The 15,224-nt window shown below is 62.7% G+C and carries 17 protein-coding genes and 1 pseudogene; 7 read left to right on the top strand and 11 right to left on the bottom strand.

All coding sequences use genetic code 11. The features are described 5' to 3' along the window. Positions 1–12 precede the first annotated feature (12 nt). On the top strand, positions 13–636 hold the full coding sequence (locus ABD115_RS13020; protein WP_343961542.1) for a hypothetical protein: 624 nt from the start codon (positions 13–15) through the stop codon (positions 634–636). Between the two features lie 68 nt (positions 637–704). Beyond that, a complete protein-coding gene (locus tag ABD115_RS13025) occupies positions 705–1,247 on the top strand; it encodes an RES family NAD+ phosphorylase (protein WP_343961544.1) in 543 nt (180 codons plus the stop codon). Positions 1,248–1,262: 15 nt separating this feature from the next. On the opposite strand, the gene ABD115_RS13030 is transcribed toward ABD115_RS13025, so the two are convergent. From ABD115_RS13030 to ABD115_RS16650, 8 genes and pseudogenes are all read right to left on the bottom strand, one after another. Further along, on the bottom strand, positions 1,263–1,478 hold the full coding sequence (locus tag ABD115_RS13030; protein WP_343961546.1) for a hypothetical protein: 216 nt from the start codon (positions 1,476–1,478) through the stop codon (positions 1,263–1,265). 116 nt (positions 1,479–1,594) lie between these two features. Next, positions 1,595–2,116, bottom strand: coding sequence for a hypothetical protein (locus ABD115_RS13035; protein WP_343961548.1), 522 nt, complete (start codon positions 2,114–2,116; stop codon positions 1,595–1,597). 45 nt (positions 2,117–2,161) lie between these two features. Next, positions 2,162–2,254 (bottom strand): annotated as a pseudogene (locus tag ABD115_RS13040) (type II toxin-antitoxin system RelE family toxin); the annotation flags it as partial. A 34-nt stretch (positions 2,255–2,288) separates the two neighbouring features. Then, positions 2,289–2,537, bottom strand: a complete 249-nt coding sequence (locus ABD115_RS13045; RefSeq protein WP_343961550.1) for a prevent-host-death family protein — start codon at positions 2,535–2,537, stop codon at positions 2,289–2,291. A gap of 127 nt (positions 2,538–2,664) precedes the next feature. Then, positions 2,665–3,816 carry an acyl-CoA dehydrogenase family protein gene (locus tag ABD115_RS13050; protein ID WP_343961552.1) on the bottom strand — a complete coding sequence of 384 codons (1,152 nt, stop codon included), beginning with the start codon at positions 3,814–3,816 and terminating at the stop codon, positions 2,665–2,667. A gap of 145 nt (positions 3,817–3,961) precedes the next feature. After that, positions 3,962–4,882 carry a helix-turn-helix transcriptional regulator gene (locus ABD115_RS13055; protein ID WP_343961554.1) on the bottom strand — a complete coding sequence of 307 codons (921 nt, stop codon included), beginning with the start codon at positions 4,880–4,882 and terminating at the stop codon, positions 3,962–3,964. A gap of 179 nt (positions 4,883–5,061) precedes the next feature. Then, complete coding sequence (locus ABD115_RS13060) at positions 5,062–6,591, bottom strand: AMP-binding protein (protein ID WP_343961556.1); 1,530 nt, start codon at positions 6,589–6,591, stop codon at positions 5,062–5,064. 472 nt (positions 6,592–7,063) lie between these two features. After that, positions 7,064–8,152, bottom strand: a complete 1,089-nt coding sequence (locus ABD115_RS16650; RefSeq protein WP_382389528.1) for a site-specific DNA-methyltransferase — start codon at positions 8,150–8,152, stop codon at positions 7,064–7,066. Between the two features lie 461 nt (positions 8,153–8,613). On the opposite strand from ABD115_RS16650, the gene ABD115_RS13065 reads away from it, so the two are divergent. After that, positions 8,614–9,915 (top strand): DNA adenine methylase, encoded by a 1,302-nt coding sequence (locus ABD115_RS13065; RefSeq protein ID WP_343961558.1) that lies wholly within the window; start codon positions 8,614–8,616, stop codon positions 9,913–9,915. On the opposite strand, the gene ABD115_RS13070 is transcribed toward ABD115_RS13065, so the two are convergent. The 3 genes from ABD115_RS13070 to ABD115_RS13080 all read right to left on the bottom strand — a co-directional run bounded on the left by ABD115_RS13070 (position 9,912) and on the right by ABD115_RS13080 (position 12,115). Beyond that, a complete protein-coding gene (locus ABD115_RS13070) occupies positions 9,912–10,979 on the bottom strand; it encodes a phospholipase D family protein (protein WP_343961560.1) in 1,068 nt (355 codons plus the stop codon). The genes ABD115_RS13065 and ABD115_RS13070 overlap by 4 nt on opposite strands. Positions 10,980–11,347: 368 nt before the next feature. Then, the gene (locus tag ABD115_RS13075) at positions 11,348–11,782 is read right to left on the bottom strand and encodes an SRPBCC domain-containing protein (RefSeq protein ID WP_343961562.1); all 435 of its coding nucleotides are present in this window, start codon (positions 11,780–11,782) and stop codon (positions 11,348–11,350) included. Positions 11,783–11,824: 42 nt separating this feature from the next. Then, on the bottom strand, positions 11,825–12,115 hold the full coding sequence (locus tag ABD115_RS13080; RefSeq protein ID WP_343961563.1) for a metal-sensitive transcriptional regulator: 291 nt from the start codon (positions 12,113–12,115) through the stop codon (positions 11,825–11,827). Positions 12,116–12,246: 131 nt separating this feature from the next. On the opposite strand from ABD115_RS13080, the gene ABD115_RS13085 reads away from it, so the two are divergent. The 4 genes from ABD115_RS13085 (at position 12,247) to ABD115_RS13100 (ending at position 15,059) form a co-directional block, all read left to right on the top strand. Next, positions 12,247–12,435, top strand: a complete 189-nt coding sequence (locus ABD115_RS13085; protein WP_343961564.1) for a hypothetical protein — start codon at positions 12,247–12,249, stop codon at positions 12,433–12,435. Positions 12,436–12,462: 27 nt separating this feature from the next. After that, the gene (trxA, locus tag ABD115_RS13090; protein WP_343961566.1) at positions 12,463–12,861 is read left to right on the top strand and encodes a thioredoxin; all 399 of its coding nucleotides are present in this window, start codon (positions 12,463–12,465) and stop codon (positions 12,859–12,861) included. Positions 12,862–13,155: 294 nt separating this feature from the next. Beyond that, positions 13,156–14,580: an MBL fold metallo-hydrolase gene (locus ABD115_RS13095; protein WP_343961569.1), complete on the top strand. Its 1,425-nt coding sequence runs from the start codon at positions 13,156–13,158 to the stop codon at positions 14,578–14,580. 176 nt (positions 14,581–14,756) lie between these two features. Beyond that, positions 14,757–15,059 carry a rhodanese-like domain-containing protein gene (locus tag ABD115_RS13100; protein ID WP_343961571.1) on the top strand — a complete coding sequence of 101 codons (303 nt, stop codon included), beginning with the start codon at positions 14,757–14,759 and terminating at the stop codon, positions 15,057–15,059. Positions 15,060–15,224 lie beyond the last annotated feature (165 nt).

Below are 15,224 nucleotides of genomic sequence, written 5' to 3' on the forward strand. Positions count from 1 at the left end.
ATTGGAGCACGCATGTCTACCGTTCGTTCTCGGAGCAACGCTCCACAGCCAGGTGACATCACCACGATGCGTCGAGTGCTGGAGCGGGAAACCGGGCTCCAGTTCACGGACTCGCAGGCGACCGCCGCGCTGCGTGCGGCAGTCGAAGTTGCACTCACCGAGCAGTCGCGCCTGCAACTTGCAGACGAGCTCGCGCGCATTCCGCACCCGATCCCACCGGCGACCTCCCGCGCGACGCAGGCAACCGAGAACGCCTGGAAGGCGATCGAAGCAGAATCCGGCCTCCTCCCCGGCGCCGAAGTGGCCGAAGTGCTTGGGTCTCGCTCAGCCCCAACCGCGGCGCGATCATTCGCGAACGACATGCGCAAGCGAGGCGCGCTGCTCGCGGTCCGAAGGCTGAACCGCTACCTCTACCCCGGGTTTCAGTTCGACCGCGAGCGAGGACGCGTTATGCCGTGGGTCGCTCCCTTCGCCGGGCTCGCCACGGAGCATGCGCTGAGCCAGGAGGATGCGCTGCTGTGGCTGTACCGCCCGACGACCTACCTCCCGAACGATGCCCGGCCAGTAGACGTCATCGCTTCTGACCCCGACTTAGTCATCGATGTAGCCCGCCGGGCTTGGGAATTCGAGTGGTAGTTCGCCCACCGCCACGGCCTTTTCAGCCGCAGGTGGAGGAACTACCAGGTGGTGCTGAGCTGTACCGAGTGCATCATGCGAGCCGCTCAGCGGCCGAGTTCAACCCTGGTGTTGGATCTCCGACCCGGTTCGCGTTCTTCGGCTCCCCGAGAGTTCCCATCTTGTACGCGGCTGCAACCGAGCAGGCCGCGATCGCGGAGACGCTTCTGCATGATGTTCCGCAGAGCGGCGGCCGTCTCGTCGCGTTCGAATATGAGGGGCGGCAGGCCAGCCGCCTCCTCACCACAAGAAAGCTCAGGCTCGGCGCTTTCCTCGGCTTGGGGCTGCGGAAACTTGGGGTCAACGCAGACGAGCTGACCATCACAGGTGCCGCTGAGTACGGCGCCACCGTCGACTGGGCAGAGGCTGCGCACACGGCCGGGCTCGATGGGGTCGTCTACATGAGCCGACAGAGCAACAGTGACCGCGTCTACGCCTTTTTCGGTGACCGCAGCGAGGACGCGTTTACAGTTGACTCTCGGTACGAGTGGCGATTCGATGACGTCGGCGGCGGGCGCGACAAACTCATCACGCTGTGCAACCCGCTCGGCGTTGAAGTATTGCTCCGCTAGCCGCGGTAGGGCTCCTCAGTCGTCGGCAAGCGGGAGGAATTCGATGACCATGAGTGCCGTACCCCAGTTCGAGAATTCGCCCCACGACGTCACCGAGAGCGAGATGATGCGGTGCGCGGGCTTGCCCGATAGCACCGCATCAATGTGCTGTTTTGCGCCCCGCAGGTCTGGGAGGTCGACCTCGACCACTTCCTGCCACGGGGTCAGCCCCTGGGGCGCTCCCTGAGTCATCGTGTCTCCCCCTTCGTGCCTTGACCGGCGGTTCCGCTGGTCTGTGAACCCGCGTTGACTCAGTATCTCAGTGTCTCACGCGTGTGCCGCGCCGCGCTGGCCCCATCCCGATGGCTTCACTTGGTGAGATTTGCGAACGGCCGCACCCCAAACTGTTCGCGGAAGGAGCCGATGAGGTCACTCTCAACCGCGCTGGGCGCCCCGTCTGGCAGCGCGAGCCAAGCGAATTCGAGCTGCTGTGCGTCGGCGAGCTGCCACACGTATCGCCCTCCCCAGTGCCCGACGTTTCTCCCAGCACCGAATCCGAGGTACTGGCGCAGCCTGCTGCGAAGCGTCGCTCGCGAGCCAGGGTCGCCGGCCTTGCCGATATAAAGCACCGGCGTATTCTCAACCCAGTTGGCCGCCAGCACATCGACCGACACGTTCGGGTTCTTGCCCTTGAAGAACCCACCCGAGCCGGTCTCGAGGAACCCCGGCGGGTCAGTGTTTGGGCGCAGCAGCACATAGACACCGCGCTCATTCGGGATCACGGCGGGGTGTTCGGCCAGGCGTTCGACCGAGACGAAACCGGTGAAGCCTGCTTGCTCGAGCGCTGCTCTCGACCGCCAGTCAGTGATTGTGGTCGCGGTCGTTTTCATGTTCAGGCCTCTCTTGCGCACGCTGGTTGCTTCGTTGGGCCGCGGCTACCTATACACGTCGCCACGGTGCCCGAGTTTGATGACCAACACGAGCAGCTCGGCATCGTGCACCTCGTAGATAACACGGTAGTGGCCGACGCGGACAGCAACGGTGGATGCTACGTCAAGGCGCTTAGTCGCGAAACTCTGACATCAATTCTTCAAACGACAGGGGTGGTTCATTGGATTCCCGTGCGCGGGCCGCGTCTCGAATGTCGGCCTGATCTTCGAGCGCACGAACTGCGCGCTCGAAGAATTCGAGCGAGACGATGACCGCGCGTGCCTCGTCGTTCTCCGAGGAAATGAACACAGGCTGAGTCTGCGCTGCGACAGCATTCTCGCTTTGAGTAGCGCTCGCCTCTGGCTTAGTTACAGCAGACATACACCGAGCGTATGTCGCTTCAGTTGGAAGAACAACCATACCCTCGGGAACTCCCAGCAGCCGCAATGCCTCGACGAATCGTACTCCCCGGCCTGATTGGCAGGGAGTACGACCGCCAGAGTTCCTCCTACGCGACCCCGAGGGAGCGGGCGATGAGCATGAGCTGCACCTCGTTCGTGCCCTCGCCGATCTCAAGAATCTTGGAGTCGCGGTAGTGGCGGGCGACCGAGAACTCGTTCATGAAGCCGTTGCCGCCGAAGATCTGCGTCGCGTCGCGCGCGTTGTCCATCGCGGCGTCGGAGCCGGTGAGCTTCGCGATCGCGGCCTCCGTCTTGAACGGCTTGCCAGCCGCGCACAGCCGCGCGGCGTGATGCCAGGCGAGGCGCGCGTTGTGCACGCGCAGGCGCATGCGGGCGAGCGTGAACTGGATGTGCTGACGGCTCGCGAGCTGCTCGCCGAACACGATGCGCTGCTTCGAGTACTCGATCGCGTCGTTCAGGCAGCCCTCGGCAGCGCCGGTCGCGAGCGCGCCGACGGCGATGCGGCCCTCGTCGAGGGTGCGCAAGAAGTTCGCGAAGCCGCGGCCGCGCTCCCCGAGCAGGTTCGCCTCTGGCACCCGCACGTCGGTGAAGGTGAGCGGGTGCGTGTCTGACGCGTTCCAGCCGACCTTGTCGTATGCGGGCTCGACCGTGAAGCCGGGGGTGCCGTTCGGCACGATGATCGTCGACAGCTCCTTGCGCCCGTCGTTTTCGCCGGTGACGGCGATGACAGTGACGAACTTGGTGATGTCGGTGCCTGAGTTCGTGATGAACTGCTTTGAACCGTTGATCACCCACTCGCCGTTCTCGAGCCGCGCGGTCGTGCGGGTTGCGCCGGCGTCGGAGCCTGCCTCGGGCTCGGTCAGGCCGAAGCCCGCGAGCGCGCGGCCCGCGAGCAGGTCGGGCAAGAGCTCGGCCTTCTGGGCGTCGGTGCCGAAGTTGAAGATCGGCATCGCGCCGAGGCCGACGCCGGCCTCGAGGGTGATCGCGACCGACTGGTCGACGCGTGCAAGCGCCTCGATCGCGAGGCACAGCGCGAAGTAGTCGCCGCCCTGGCCGCCAACCTCTTCGGGGAACGGGAGGCCGAAGAGCCCCATGTCGCCCATCTGCTTGACGACGTCGAGCGGCAGGGTGTGCGTGCGATCTGCCTCGTACGAGATCGGCGCGACGACCTCGTCTGCGAACTCCTTCACCATCGCGGCGAGCTGCAGCTCTTCCTCGTTCAGGTTGTAGTTTTCCATGAACCGCTCCTTAGCGTTCTTCGTGTGGTCTGTGTGGTAGTTCGGGGTGTGGGTTGTGTGTGGATCGAGGGAGTCGAACAATCGTTCGTTCCAAACAGGGCGTGCGTGTTGCCGGCCGCGGGCGGGGTGCGATGCGCGCGGCCCGCTACGGCAGGTGGCCGAGGCCGCGCGCGAGCGCGACCGATTCGACCCGGTTGCGGGCGCCGAGCTTGCGCATCGCGCTGCGCAGGTAGCTCTTCACCGTCTCGAGCTCGAGGTGCAGCCGCTCCCCGATCTCACGGTTGCCAAGCCCGAGGGCGACGAGCGCGAGCACGTCGATCTCGCGGGCGGAGAGCCGGGGCGCTGGGATCGCGGCAGCCAGCGCGGTGCTTGACGAGGCGGATCCTCGGGCAGTGGTGCTAGCATCGACGCTCGCGGATCCGCCCACCGCTGGCTCGCCGCCGGCGCTCGGTGTGAGCTTGTCGAGCACCGCCTGAATGCCGCTCTGCGCCTCGACGTCGACGACCGTGCGCGCGAGCTCGCGGAGCTCGGCGAAGGCGACCCGCACCCGCTCCCACTCGGGCTCGGCGGGCGCGGCGTGCACCTGGCGCAGGTACTCGGCCGTCTCGGCCGACTCGATGCGCTGCTGCACGGCCTCATCGACGGCCACGCGAAACGCGACCGCCTCTGCGGCCGCGCGCACGCTCTGCACCTCGTGCGCCGCGAACTCGCCGGCCTGGCGCCTGGCCCCGTAGACGATGCCACGGGCCGACCCGTCGATGACAATCGGGTACGCAACGACCGACCGCAGCGACTCAGCCTCGACGGCTGGGTCGTAGTGCCGCGAGATCGTCGCGTCGTGCAGGTAGTCGCGCGCGAGCGTCGGCGCGCGGTGCGCCAGCGCGAGCCCACCGAGACCCTCGCCCCGGCGAATCACCAGGCCGGTGAGGGCGGGCGTCGTCGCGCCGAAGGCGTGGGTGATAGTGAACTGATGCGCGTCGGGGGCAGCGTAACCCCCAAACAGCACCTCGAGGTTCGTCGCCTCGCGTGCGCTCGAGAGCGCCCCGGCGACCGGCGAGCGCCTCATGGCGCGCCGCCAAGCGCGCACGCCCCCGGCCGCGCGGCCGCGCACCGTAGCTCGAACATCGGACCTCCTCGTCGCCTGCACCGGCCCGCCGAGGTTCACCCGGCAGCGGTGCCGTGTGAGCCAGCGTAGGGGCATAGCGCAGTCATGTCCACCGTATCGGCGGCGTGCTGTGAGCACGCTCACACGGCGGCCAACATCGTCGTGGCAAGTTCGCGCATCTCCACCTTGCGCACCTTGCCGGTTACTGTCATAGGGAACGCGTCGACGACGTGCACGTACTTCGGAATCTTGAAGTGCGTGAGCTTGCCGCTCGCGAATTCACGGAGGCTCTCCGCGGTGAGGATCCCGGCGCCCGGGCGCAGCACGATCCACGCCATGAGCTCCTCGCCGAGGCGCTTATCTGGCACCCCGATGACCTGCACATCGACGATGTCGGGGTGGCGGTAGAGAAACTCCTCGATCTCGCGCGGGTAGATGTTCTCGCCGCCGCGAATCACCATGTCTTTGAGCCGCCCGACGATCTGCAGGCGACCGTGCTCGTCCATCGTCGCGATGTCGCCCGTGTGCATCCAGCCGCCGGCGTCGATCGCCTCGGCGGTCTCGTCGGCCTGGCCCCAGTAGCCGAGCATCACCGAGTAGCCGCGCGTGCACAGCTCCCCCGGCTCCCCGACGGGCGCGACCTGGCCGTCTTCGTCGACGATCTTCACCTCGAGGTGCGGCATCACCGTGCCGATCGTCTGGGTGCGCGCGAACACGTCGTCGTCGACGCCCGTCATCGTCGACACGGGCGACGTCTCGGTCATGCCGTAACAGATCGCGACCTCACACATGTGCATCGTGTCGATAACCTGCTCCATCACCTCCGCCGGGCACGATGAGCCAGCCATGATGCCGGTACGGAGGCTCTGCAGGTTGAAGCTCTGAAAGTTCTCAAGCCCGAGCTCTGCGATGAACATCGTCGGCACGCCGTAGAGCGACGTGCAGCGCTCCTGTTCGACGGCCCTCAGCGTCGTCTCCGCGTCGAACGTTGGCGCCGGCAGCACGATGCAGGCGCCGTGGCTGTGCGCGCCGAGCACGCCCATGACCATGCCGAAGCAGTGATACAGCGGCACCGGCAGGCACACCCGATCGGTCTCGGTGTACCGGACGCCCTCGCCGACGAAGAAGCCGTTGTTCAGGATGTTGTGGTGCGTGAGCGTCGCGCCCTTCGGAAAACCAGTCGTGCCCGACGTGTACTGGATGTTGATCGCCTCGTCGAAGGTGAGCGCCTCCGGCTCGTCCAGCGGCGGATCGGCGACCGCGTCTTGGATCGCGTTGTCCCACTGCTTCGTGCCGATGAACAGCACATTCGTGAAGCCCAGCTCGGCGAGCATGCCGGCGTAGTCGCTCGACCGGTACTCGACGGCGCTCACCATGAGCGAGATGTCCGACTGCTCGATGACGTACTGCACCTCGTGCGTGCGATACGCGGGGTTCACGTTCACGAGGATCGCGCCGATCATCGCCGTCGCGTACTGCGTGAAGATCCACTCGGCGCAGTTCGGCGACCAGATGCCGACCCGGTCGCCCTTCTGAACGCCACGCTTTGTGAGTGCGGCCGCGAGCTTCGCGCTATCACTTCTCAGCTCTGAGAAGGTCCACCGCCTGCCCGTGAAGGTTTCGACCAGCGCCTCGTTGTCAGGAAACTGCTCGGTGATCTCGCCGAGCATCTCGCCGATCGTTTGACCTTTGAGTGGCGTGCTGCTCGGACCCGACGCGTAAGAAATCTGTGCTCCATTGCCCATGCACTCATGATGGTTCAGCTGTGAACGGGCGGATACCCTCTTTCGCGGGTGAGATTGGGGGTGGGCGGATTGCTCAAGTAAAGGAACGTCAGGAGATAGAACTGCGGTGCCCATCGACCACCCGTCTTCATCGGTTGCTGCGGCCGACGTGAGTTCGCGACCGCACTCGAAATAGGACCAAACAGGAGCACATTGGATTGGTTGAGTTTGACGCAGGTCTGCGTCACCTCCTGACCTGAACTACGTTCTGATTACCACTCGGAACAGCGAGTGTATGGCGTTCATGAACGACTCACCCGCATGCCCCCTGCTCACAAGAGTTCGGTGCCCCCCGATCGCACTGGGTCTTCCTGATATCGCTAGTTCAGGGTACCTCCCACAATCACATCAAACCCCTCTATCGTAAAAACCCGAACCCATTCGAAGGCGACTTTGGGAAGTCAGCACGCAGTCTGGGTATGGCAAAACGACTGACAGTCTCCAGATTTTCCTCTATCCCGATCCATCGGCGTCCGAGGGCTTGCGCGGCGAGCGCGGTGGTACCGGACCCTAAATAGAAATCTAGAACTAGGTCGCCTGGATCAGTCGCGATCTCAACAATCCGCTCAAGCAACTGAAGTGGCTTCGGAGTATCAAAAGCTGGAATTTTAGGAAAGTCGCGTAAGAGAGATTTTTTCGCCATAGCGGTGTCGCCAACTTCAGCCGCACTCCAAATCGTAAACGGAGCAAGCCCTCCGGACTCGCTCTGGTAACGCTTTAGTCTCGGCTTTCCGTCCCCACCTCGTGGCCAGTAAAGGCGCCCTTCTTGGTCCAGCTGTTGCAAGCGGTCCTGCGTATAGGTCCAGCATCGCCCAGCTGGCGGCTCGTGCCTGACACCTGTGGGCGTTACCACGGTATAAAACTGACTCCTGGTTGCGTGCCCGGCTTGGACACTCATAGGCGCAGACCTCCACGGCCCTCGGGGATCATCGTCAGGGTTGCTAAACCCCCCGGTGTCGGAAACACCGTTCCTAACCCGTTTCCAAGCTTTAGGCCCGCTAGGGGCATAGACATGGATGTAGTCATGCATCGAGCTGAAAGCTCGCCTATTCTCGCGCGTCAGCCGCTTCTGCCAAATTATCGTGCCCACAAACGATTCCCTACCGAAAACCTCATCGAGAACTACACGTGCCCGGTGTTGTTCTGAGTCATCAAGGTGAACCCATACGCTCGCGTCAGAGGACAAAAGTGGCACAAGCGCTTCCAGGTGGGACCGCAAAACTGCCAACCACTGCTCAGAACCGCGCCGATCACTGTAGTAGGCGAAGTTCTCTCCGGTGTTGTAAGGCGGATCAATATAGCACAATTTGACGGAACCCAAGACTTCCGAGTTCTCCCTCGCCAAGACTGGGAGGACAGCCCCAGCATCCCCCACCAGGAGCACGCCATCAGGCTCGCTACCCTCGAGCAGCTCGAAGCCGGTCGTCCCTGTAACTCCCTCTGGCATCTGCAACTAAAACTCTCCACACTTCCGAGCCACTCAGCGACCAGATTTCAAAAACCACTTGGTTTCCATAAGTTTGATGTTTTATCATACTAGAAACATGCAACACACAAAAGGCGAACAATGACATTGAACGAAGTAAGCACGCTTCTGTTCGGGCGCGCATGCAGACTGCCAATTGCTCTTTGGGTGCTCGAGCACGGCGACGGAAAGTTCTATCAGTCAGAGCCTCCAACAAATCTAGGTTCCCAGACCGCGATCCGACAAGAGCTTTCACGCCTCGCAAAGGCTGGGCTAATAGCAGAGGAACGCACTTCAAACGAGAATCGCGTCTACTACAGGCGCATAAACAGCCCTCTGTGGCGTATCTTTGCAGAAGCCGAAAAAGCAACAAACCACGACCAGTGAACCACCCGGCGTTCTCAACAGAACTAGACATTGAGTTTAAGTAAGGCAGGATTCTCTTGAACAAGGCCGAGAATGGCTTCAGGCCTGTGCACTATCTGGGAAACAAATCTCGATTCCTCGAACCAATTGTCGATTCCGTGGTTGGATTGGCCCCCGAAAAGAGCACCGTCGTGGATTTGTTCGCCGGAAGCGGGGTAGTTACACGAGGCTTAGCGGCACACCGGCGTGTGATTTCTGCCGATATCCAGCGATATTCATCGATTCTAACAGAGGCTCTTTGTAATCCAACGGTGTACTCCGTTTCCAGCCAGAAGCAGCTTCTGAGTGCAGCTCACGACTGGATGGAGCGATTGCCCGCCTCAGCGTTGGAGCTTATACGCTTCGAAGACGAAGTGTCACACAAGTCAAAACAACACCCCGAACGGTTTGTCCGCATGATGGAGGAAGCGACTCTCAGTAGCGCGGTGGCTTCAGACGCAGGCTTTGCATCGCTGAAAGAGGAAGCGGAAAGAGCGCTGCGCCCTTTTGGAGCCGTAATCGGGAGGCACTACGGCGGCGCGTATTTTTCCTACCGACAGGCTTTGGAAATCGACGCTTTGCTCCATACGATCGAGCATTCAGCGGGCAACCCAGCCAATTCAACGTTAGTCGCAGCGATATTGGGCACGGCAAGCGATCTGGCTTCCACGGTCGGAAACCATTTTGCTCAACCGAACAGGCTCAGAGCTCGCGACGGCAGCATAAAGATCAAATCAATGGAAAGCGTGCTTCGCCACCGAGAAACTTCGGCGCTTCCGACTTTCAAGTCCTGGCTTCAACGATACTCAACGCTACCTCCGACAAAGAATTCTTGCGAGGCTCGGACCTCGGATTTTCGATTGGTTCTTGATTCACTTGCGGACTCCGTTGGAGTTGTCTATGCTGACCCACCATACACACGTGATCATTACAGCCGCTTTTATCACGTCCTTGAGACCATCGCGCTCGCAGACGAACCCGGAGTCACGCGAGCCCCGGGCTCGTCTCTACCGAGTCGCGGGTTGTATCGAATCGAGCGCCATCAATCGCCCTTCAGCATCAGGTCCAAAGCCGAACTCGCTTTCAAGACAATGTTTGCAAAGCTTGACGAGAGCACGATTCCCCTTGTGCTTTCATACTCGCCCCAAGGAGGTGGCACACTCTCACGTCCGGAGACCCGACTTCTGACTATCGATCGCTTGGTTGAAATGGCGAGCGACCATTTTCGTCGAGTCGAAACGGTCCAAATTCCCGATTCCACGCACAGTCGACTCAACCGCGTTGAATATCATGGTTCTTCCCCCAAAGATGCGGAAGTGTTGATAATTGCAAGCCATTAAAGGTCGGGAAGTGCAGCGTTCCAAATTGGACATCCCGGCCACTGAGTTTTAAAGTCCCGCACAGTACTGGTCACGCGCCTCTTCATTCGGGCATTCCCGTTCCATGTTACGTCTAGAAATTGACTTATCTCTTCGTAACCGTCTTCTCCTGGCACGATGAGGCTGTATAGAAACTGGCCGGTATCCAGCTTGACGAAGACGCCAATAGGGGGGCCTTCGGTAGGATACGGAACACCTGCTGCAGCGGCCAGTTCGAATCTATAGTTCTGGCTTGCAACTTCAACACTAGGACGGCTCTCGGCAGGCGCAAGTTCTCCGCTCGGCCTGACATTTTGAAGCACAACTCTCCTTTGAGAACCAACCTTCGCGCCGAAGAATCCTTCATAATTTTGTTTGTCGAAATTCGCCTGCTGCCAGCGTGTTCCTGCAGCGGGTATCTCCGCAATCAAGACCGTATTTTCTTCATCGACTGCCGCTGCCGAACCGCTGCCGCCACGAAGTCTTGATTGGCCTCTTAGATTTCGCTCGTTACCCTTGTTCTGCGCCACTCTATCCAGAACATTCGCATCAGACATCGGAAAGATAGATGCCTCGTAGCTCGACATAAACGAATCAATCGCTGCGATTGACGGCTCCGCATCCTCCAGAGCAACCCTAACAACATAGGACGCTTCCCAGTTTGATAGCAATCCACCTACCGTCAAATTACCCGACCCGACTATGAAGCTCACATGATCGTCATGCTCAAACCAGGCGAATTTTGGGTGAAAAAGAGATCTTTCTGGACTCAAAAATGCCTGAACGCATAGATTGGGCCACCTGGCTTCAAAGGCTTGCAGTTTTTCTATTGCTGTCGTGTCCGTAATGGCGTCAGTCCCGACAAGAAGCGAAAATTTCGCGTTAGCCAACATCTCGGCCATAACGGGGTCCTCCAAGAAGAGACTGGCACCGCCTGCATTGGTCCACGCAAATACGCCACCTCCTCGAACAGCTCCGATTGACTCAACCAGAAGATGTTCCAGAAGGTTTCCTCCCAGAGTACCCGGCATGTGAATTTGAAGCATCTTCGCTATCCCTGTCTTGTCGCAGTGCAACCACGGCTCATTATCAACAAGACCCTATCGAATTTCAATGAGTACCGCAGGGGCGATTCGGCAGCCGTTCGTCCCTACCAGATGCGAGCCCGAGCCCTGAGGGCTCTGGCACGGAACCTAGATCCAAAGGAACACACCAATCCCACAGTTTCACACTCCGAAAGGGCACTCAGCGGTATGTTATTGGGCATTCCGAGGCTCGAGCACTGGTGGTAGCGCGAATCAACGCCAGTGAGTGTTGCGGGGCAAATCTGAGTAAATTGCACGGTGCGCCAGAGTAACCAGGCACTGTTGCCTAGCAGCAATTTGTTGCGGATCACCGCAAGGCGCGAGCCGACCTAAAGCTCGAGGGCCCCTGCTAGTGTCGCCAATGACGAGGCGCGCTCCCCAGCATGGCCGCGCACGATGCCCTCGATATCGGTACCCTCGGCGCTGCCGCGCACCGTCCATTCCATTCGCATCGTCCCCTGAACCGCGGGGTCGTCTGATTCGAAGTCAATCTCCTGCACCACGCGCTCACCGGGCACGAGCTCGGTGATGCGCGCCTCGGACACGTCCGAGGCGGCAGACGTCTTGCCTGGGGCGCTCGCGGCGTCATCGTAGGTGAGCACGAGGCGGAAGGATCCACCCTCGCGCATGTCGAACCGCTCGAACCTCCCCTGCATTCCGCGGGGAGGCAGCCAGGCCGCAACCGCGTCGCTCGTCGTGAGCGCCGCAAACACCGTCGCCGGGTCGGTGTGAATGAGGAGGCTCGCGCGATCCGTTCTGCTCATGCCGCGAGTGTACCCCGCCGCCCCGACCACGCGGTCAGGTTGCTACGCGAGCGACAGGAACAGCTTCTCGAGCTCTTCGGGCTTCGTCGCGTCTTCGTTGTCAGGGTCGGCGAGGCACTCCTGCAGCGCCGTCGAGATCACGAGGAAGCCGGCACGGTCGAGCGCCTTCGTGACCGCCGAGAGCTGCTGCACGACGTCGCGGCAGTGCGCCTCCCCCTCGACCGCGTCGATCACCGCGGCGAGCTGACCGTGTGCGCGCCGCAGGCGGTTGACGATCTTGCGCTTCGCCTCGGGGGTCGCGCCGAGCGCCGCCTCTGCTGCTACCTCACTCATTGTTGGCCTTCTTTCAGGGTTCGAGCTTGACCTTCAGAATACCCCATGGGGTATAGTAATGCTCGTCACCAAGATACCCCCAGGGGTATCCAATTTCAACCCAGGGGCTCAGCCCGCGAAGGAGAACCCACATGTGCCGACCGACCAAGTGCCGCACCTGCAGCAAGACCACCTGGGCCGGCTGCGGGCAGCACGTCGACATGGTCAAGATGAGCGTGCCGGCATCGGAGTGGTGCAACGGCAAACACTCCCAGGCGCAGATCGACGCGGCCAAGGCCTCGCGCGGGCCGGGCTTCTTCGCGCGGCTCTTCGGCCGCTAGCCAGCACTCAACAGAAAGGTCACCACATTGGCCACCACAAACCTCACGGTCGACACCTTCGTACCGACGGTCGAGCAGGGCGGCATCGTCTTCGTCGACTTCTGGGCAGCCTGGTGCGGGCCGTGCCGCTCGTTCGCGCCCGTCTTCGAGCAGGCATCTGAGAAGCACCCCGACATCACCTTCGGCAAGGTCGACACCGAGGCCGAGCAGGCGCTCGCGAGCGAGTTTCAGATCACATCAATCCCGACACTGATGGTGTTTCGCGACGGCATTCTCGTGTTCTCGCAGGCCGGCGCGCTCCCCGCGCAGCAGCTCGAGCACCTCGTGCAGGGCGCCCGCGATCTCGACATGGACGACGTGCGCAGGCAGCTCGCGGCCGCCGGTGCTGGGCAGGGCTCTCGCGACGGATCCGCGACCGCCGAATAGGTCGCAACCGCAGGGGTCTCTGCCACGCTGCCGAGCCCATGCCCTTCCGAGCCCGCGCCCGCGCCGGCACCCCGCACTCACCAAGCAATCACTCAAGAACCACCTCAAGGAGCCACCATGTGCGCACGAGTCACCTGTAGCAACTGCAACAAGCCGACCTGGGCCGGCTGCGGCGAACACATCGAAGAGGCCCTGCAGGGCGTGGCGGTCGCTGATCGCTGTAGCTGCGGCTAAGCCCGCGGATCCGCCCCGCGTACCCACAACTCACACCCCGCCGACACCAAGGAGCCACCAATGCTACTCGAACGCATCTATGACGAAGACCTCGCCCAGGCCAGCTACTTCATCGGCTGCCAGGCGAAGGGTGAGGCGATCGTCGTCGACCCGCGGCGTGATATCGGCGTCTACCTCGACATCGCCGAAAAGAACGGCATGACCATCGTCGCCGTCACCGAAACCCACATTCACGCCGACTACCTCTCGGGCACGCGCGAGCTCGCCGCCCGCACCGGCGCCGAGATGCTCGTCTCCGACGAGGGCGGGCCAGACTGGGTGTACGGCGACGGCTTCGAGGCCGCAGTGCGCATGCGGCACGGGCACCGCATCGCGCTCGGCAACATCACCGTCGAGGCGGTGCACACGCCGGGCCACACCCCCGAGCACCTGGCCTTTCTCGTCACCGACGGCGCGCAGTCGACCGAGCCGGGCTTCGTGCTCACCGGCGATTTCGTGTTCGTCGGCGACCTCGGCAGGCCAGATCTACTCGACGAGGCGGCCGGCGGCGTCGACACTCGATTCGAGGGCGCGAAGCAGCTCTTTGCTAGCCTGCGCGATCGGTTTCTCACGCTCCCTGACTACGTGCAGGTGCTCCCCGCGCACGGTGCCGGCTCGGCCTGCGGTAAGGCGCTCGGGTCTGTGCCGTCGTCGACCGTCGGCTACGAGCGCAATTTCTCGTGGTGGGGGCGCTACCTGAAAACTGACGATGAGCAGGGGTTCATCGCCGAGCTGCTCAGTGGCCAGCCAGACGCGCACGCCTATTTCGGTCGCATGAAGGTCGAGAACCGGGAGGGGCCAGCGCTGCTCGGCTCTGCATCTGCGCTGACCGAGTACTCCCCCGCCGCGCTCACCGAGATGCTCGAGAGCGACAGCGTGATCTTCGTCGACACCCGCGACAACCACGCCGTGCACGCCGGCACGGTTGCGCGCTCGCTGAATATTCCCGGGCCTGCGAAGGCAGCGAGCTACGGCGCGTGGGTCTACGACCCTACGGTCGAGACGCGGCCGCTCGTGCTGCTCGCCGCCTCGCGCGAAGAGGCCGAGGAGTTGCGGGGCCACCTCGTGCGCGTCGGCATCGACTCCGTCGCTGGGTTCATCACCTCGCTCGACGGGCTCTCGCTCGTGCGCCCGCTGGTGATTCCGCCCTCAGCCCTCGCCGAGTTCTCGCGCTCGCTGCTGCTCGACGTGCGCAACAAGACCGAGTACGCAGACGGCCACGTGCCGGGTGCCGCCCAGCTGTCGGGTGGGCGTGTGCTGTGGCACCTCGATGAGCTGCCCGCGCCCGAGGCCGGCACGATCGTCACCTACTGCCAGAGCGGGGTGCGCAACTCGGTTGCGGCGAGCGCGCTGCGCCGAGCGGGTTACGATGTCGCAGAGCTCGAGGGCAGCTACGCGGGGTGGATCGCCGAGCCAGGCAACTCGCCCGCGTTTGGGGTGGCGTAGGGGCGCTGGGGGCTTGGGGCTCGGGGCTCGGGCCTGGGGGTTCGGGGCTTGGGGTTCGGGGCTTGGGGCTGTCTCCGTGTCTAGGGCAGCGGCAGCGACAGCAGAAACGGAGGCTGCAGCAGATGGGGAGGCGGCAGCGTCTGGCACACTGAATAGCAGTACCCGAAAGGACTCTCATGAACACCGAAGCGACGGCAGCAGATTCGCCCGCACAGCCAATCATCATCGATAGCCGCACGCCGGCCGAGTTCGCTGAGGGGCACCTCGCTGGGGCGCGTCTCATCGACTTCAACGCTGGCGAGGTGCCCGCTGCGCTCGAAACGCTCGACCCGAACGCAACGTACCTGCTGTATTGCCGCTCGGGCAACCGCTCCGGGCAGACCGCCGCGCTGATGCTCGCGGCCGGCTTCGTAAGCGCGACAAACCTCGGCACCCTCGCCGAAGCGGCAGAGGCCACCGGGCTCGACATCGTCGCGTAGCAAGACTGGCCCCTGGGCTCGCCTCCCGCGCACGGAGGTACCGCGAGCCCCCACCAGCCCTCTTCCCTGCCCTGCCCCTGCCCTGCCCTCTGTCTTCTGCTGCCCCCTCCCGCACGCAGCAACTTTCTGCGGGAAACACGCGCTTAGGGCGGGTGTATTTGCGCG

Source organism: Leucobacter albus, assembly GCF_039528015.1.
Taxonomy (GTDB): domain Bacteria; phylum Actinomycetota; class Actinomycetes; order Actinomycetales; family Microbacteriaceae; genus Leucobacter; species Leucobacter albus.

Coding starts and splice junctions, on each gene's coding strand:
- ABD115_RS13070 (WP_343961560.1), bottom strand. CDS start 10,979: ATGCTTCAAATTCACATGCCGGGTACTCTGGGAGGAAACCTTCTGGAA.
- ABD115_RS13060 (WP_343961556.1), bottom strand. CDS start 6,591: ATGCTCGGCGAGATCACCGAGCAGTTTCCTGACAACGAGGCGCTGGTC.
- ABD115_RS13075 (WP_343961562.1), bottom strand. CDS start 11,782: ATGAGCAGAACGGATCGCGCGAGCCTCCTCATTCACACCGACCCGGCG.
- ABD115_RS13020 (WP_343961542.1), top strand. CDS start 13: ATGTCTACCGTTCGTTCTCGGAGCAACGCTCCACAGCCAGGTGACATC.
- ABD115_RS13095 (WP_343961569.1), top strand. CDS start 13,156: ATGCTACTCGAACGCATCTATGACGAAGACCTCGCCCAGGCCAGCTAC.
- ABD115_RS13050 (WP_343961552.1), bottom strand. CDS start 3,816: ATGGAAAACTACAACCTGAACGAGGAAGAGCTGCAGCTCGCCGCGATG.
- ABD115_RS13080 (WP_343961563.1), bottom strand. CDS start 12,115: ATGAGTGAGGTAGCAGCAGAGGCGGCGCTCGGCGCGACCCCCGAGGCG.
- ABD115_RS13035 (WP_343961548.1), bottom strand. CDS start 2,116: ATGAAAACGACCGCGACCACAATCACTGACTGGCGGTCGAGAGCAGCG.
- ABD115_RS16650 (WP_382389528.1), bottom strand. CDS start 8,152: ATGCCAGAGGGAGTTACAGGGACGACCGGCTTCGAGCTGCTCGAGGGT.
- ABD115_RS13055 (WP_343961554.1), bottom strand. CDS start 4,882: ATGAGGCGCTCGCCGGTCGCCGGGGCGCTCTCGAGCGCACGCGAGGCG.
- ABD115_RS13045 (WP_343961550.1), bottom strand. CDS start 2,537: ATGTCTGCTGTAACTAAGCCAGAGGCGAGCGCTACTCAAAGCGAGAAT.
- ABD115_RS13100 (WP_343961571.1), top strand. CDS start 14,757: ATGAACACCGAAGCGACGGCAGCAGATTCGCCCGCACAGCCAATCATC.
- ABD115_RS13030 (WP_343961546.1), bottom strand. CDS start 1,478: ATGACTCAGGGAGCGCCCCAGGGGCTGACCCCGTGGCAGGAAGTGGTC.
- ABD115_RS13085 (WP_343961564.1), top strand. CDS start 12,247: ATGTGCCGACCGACCAAGTGCCGCACCTGCAGCAAGACCACCTGGGCC.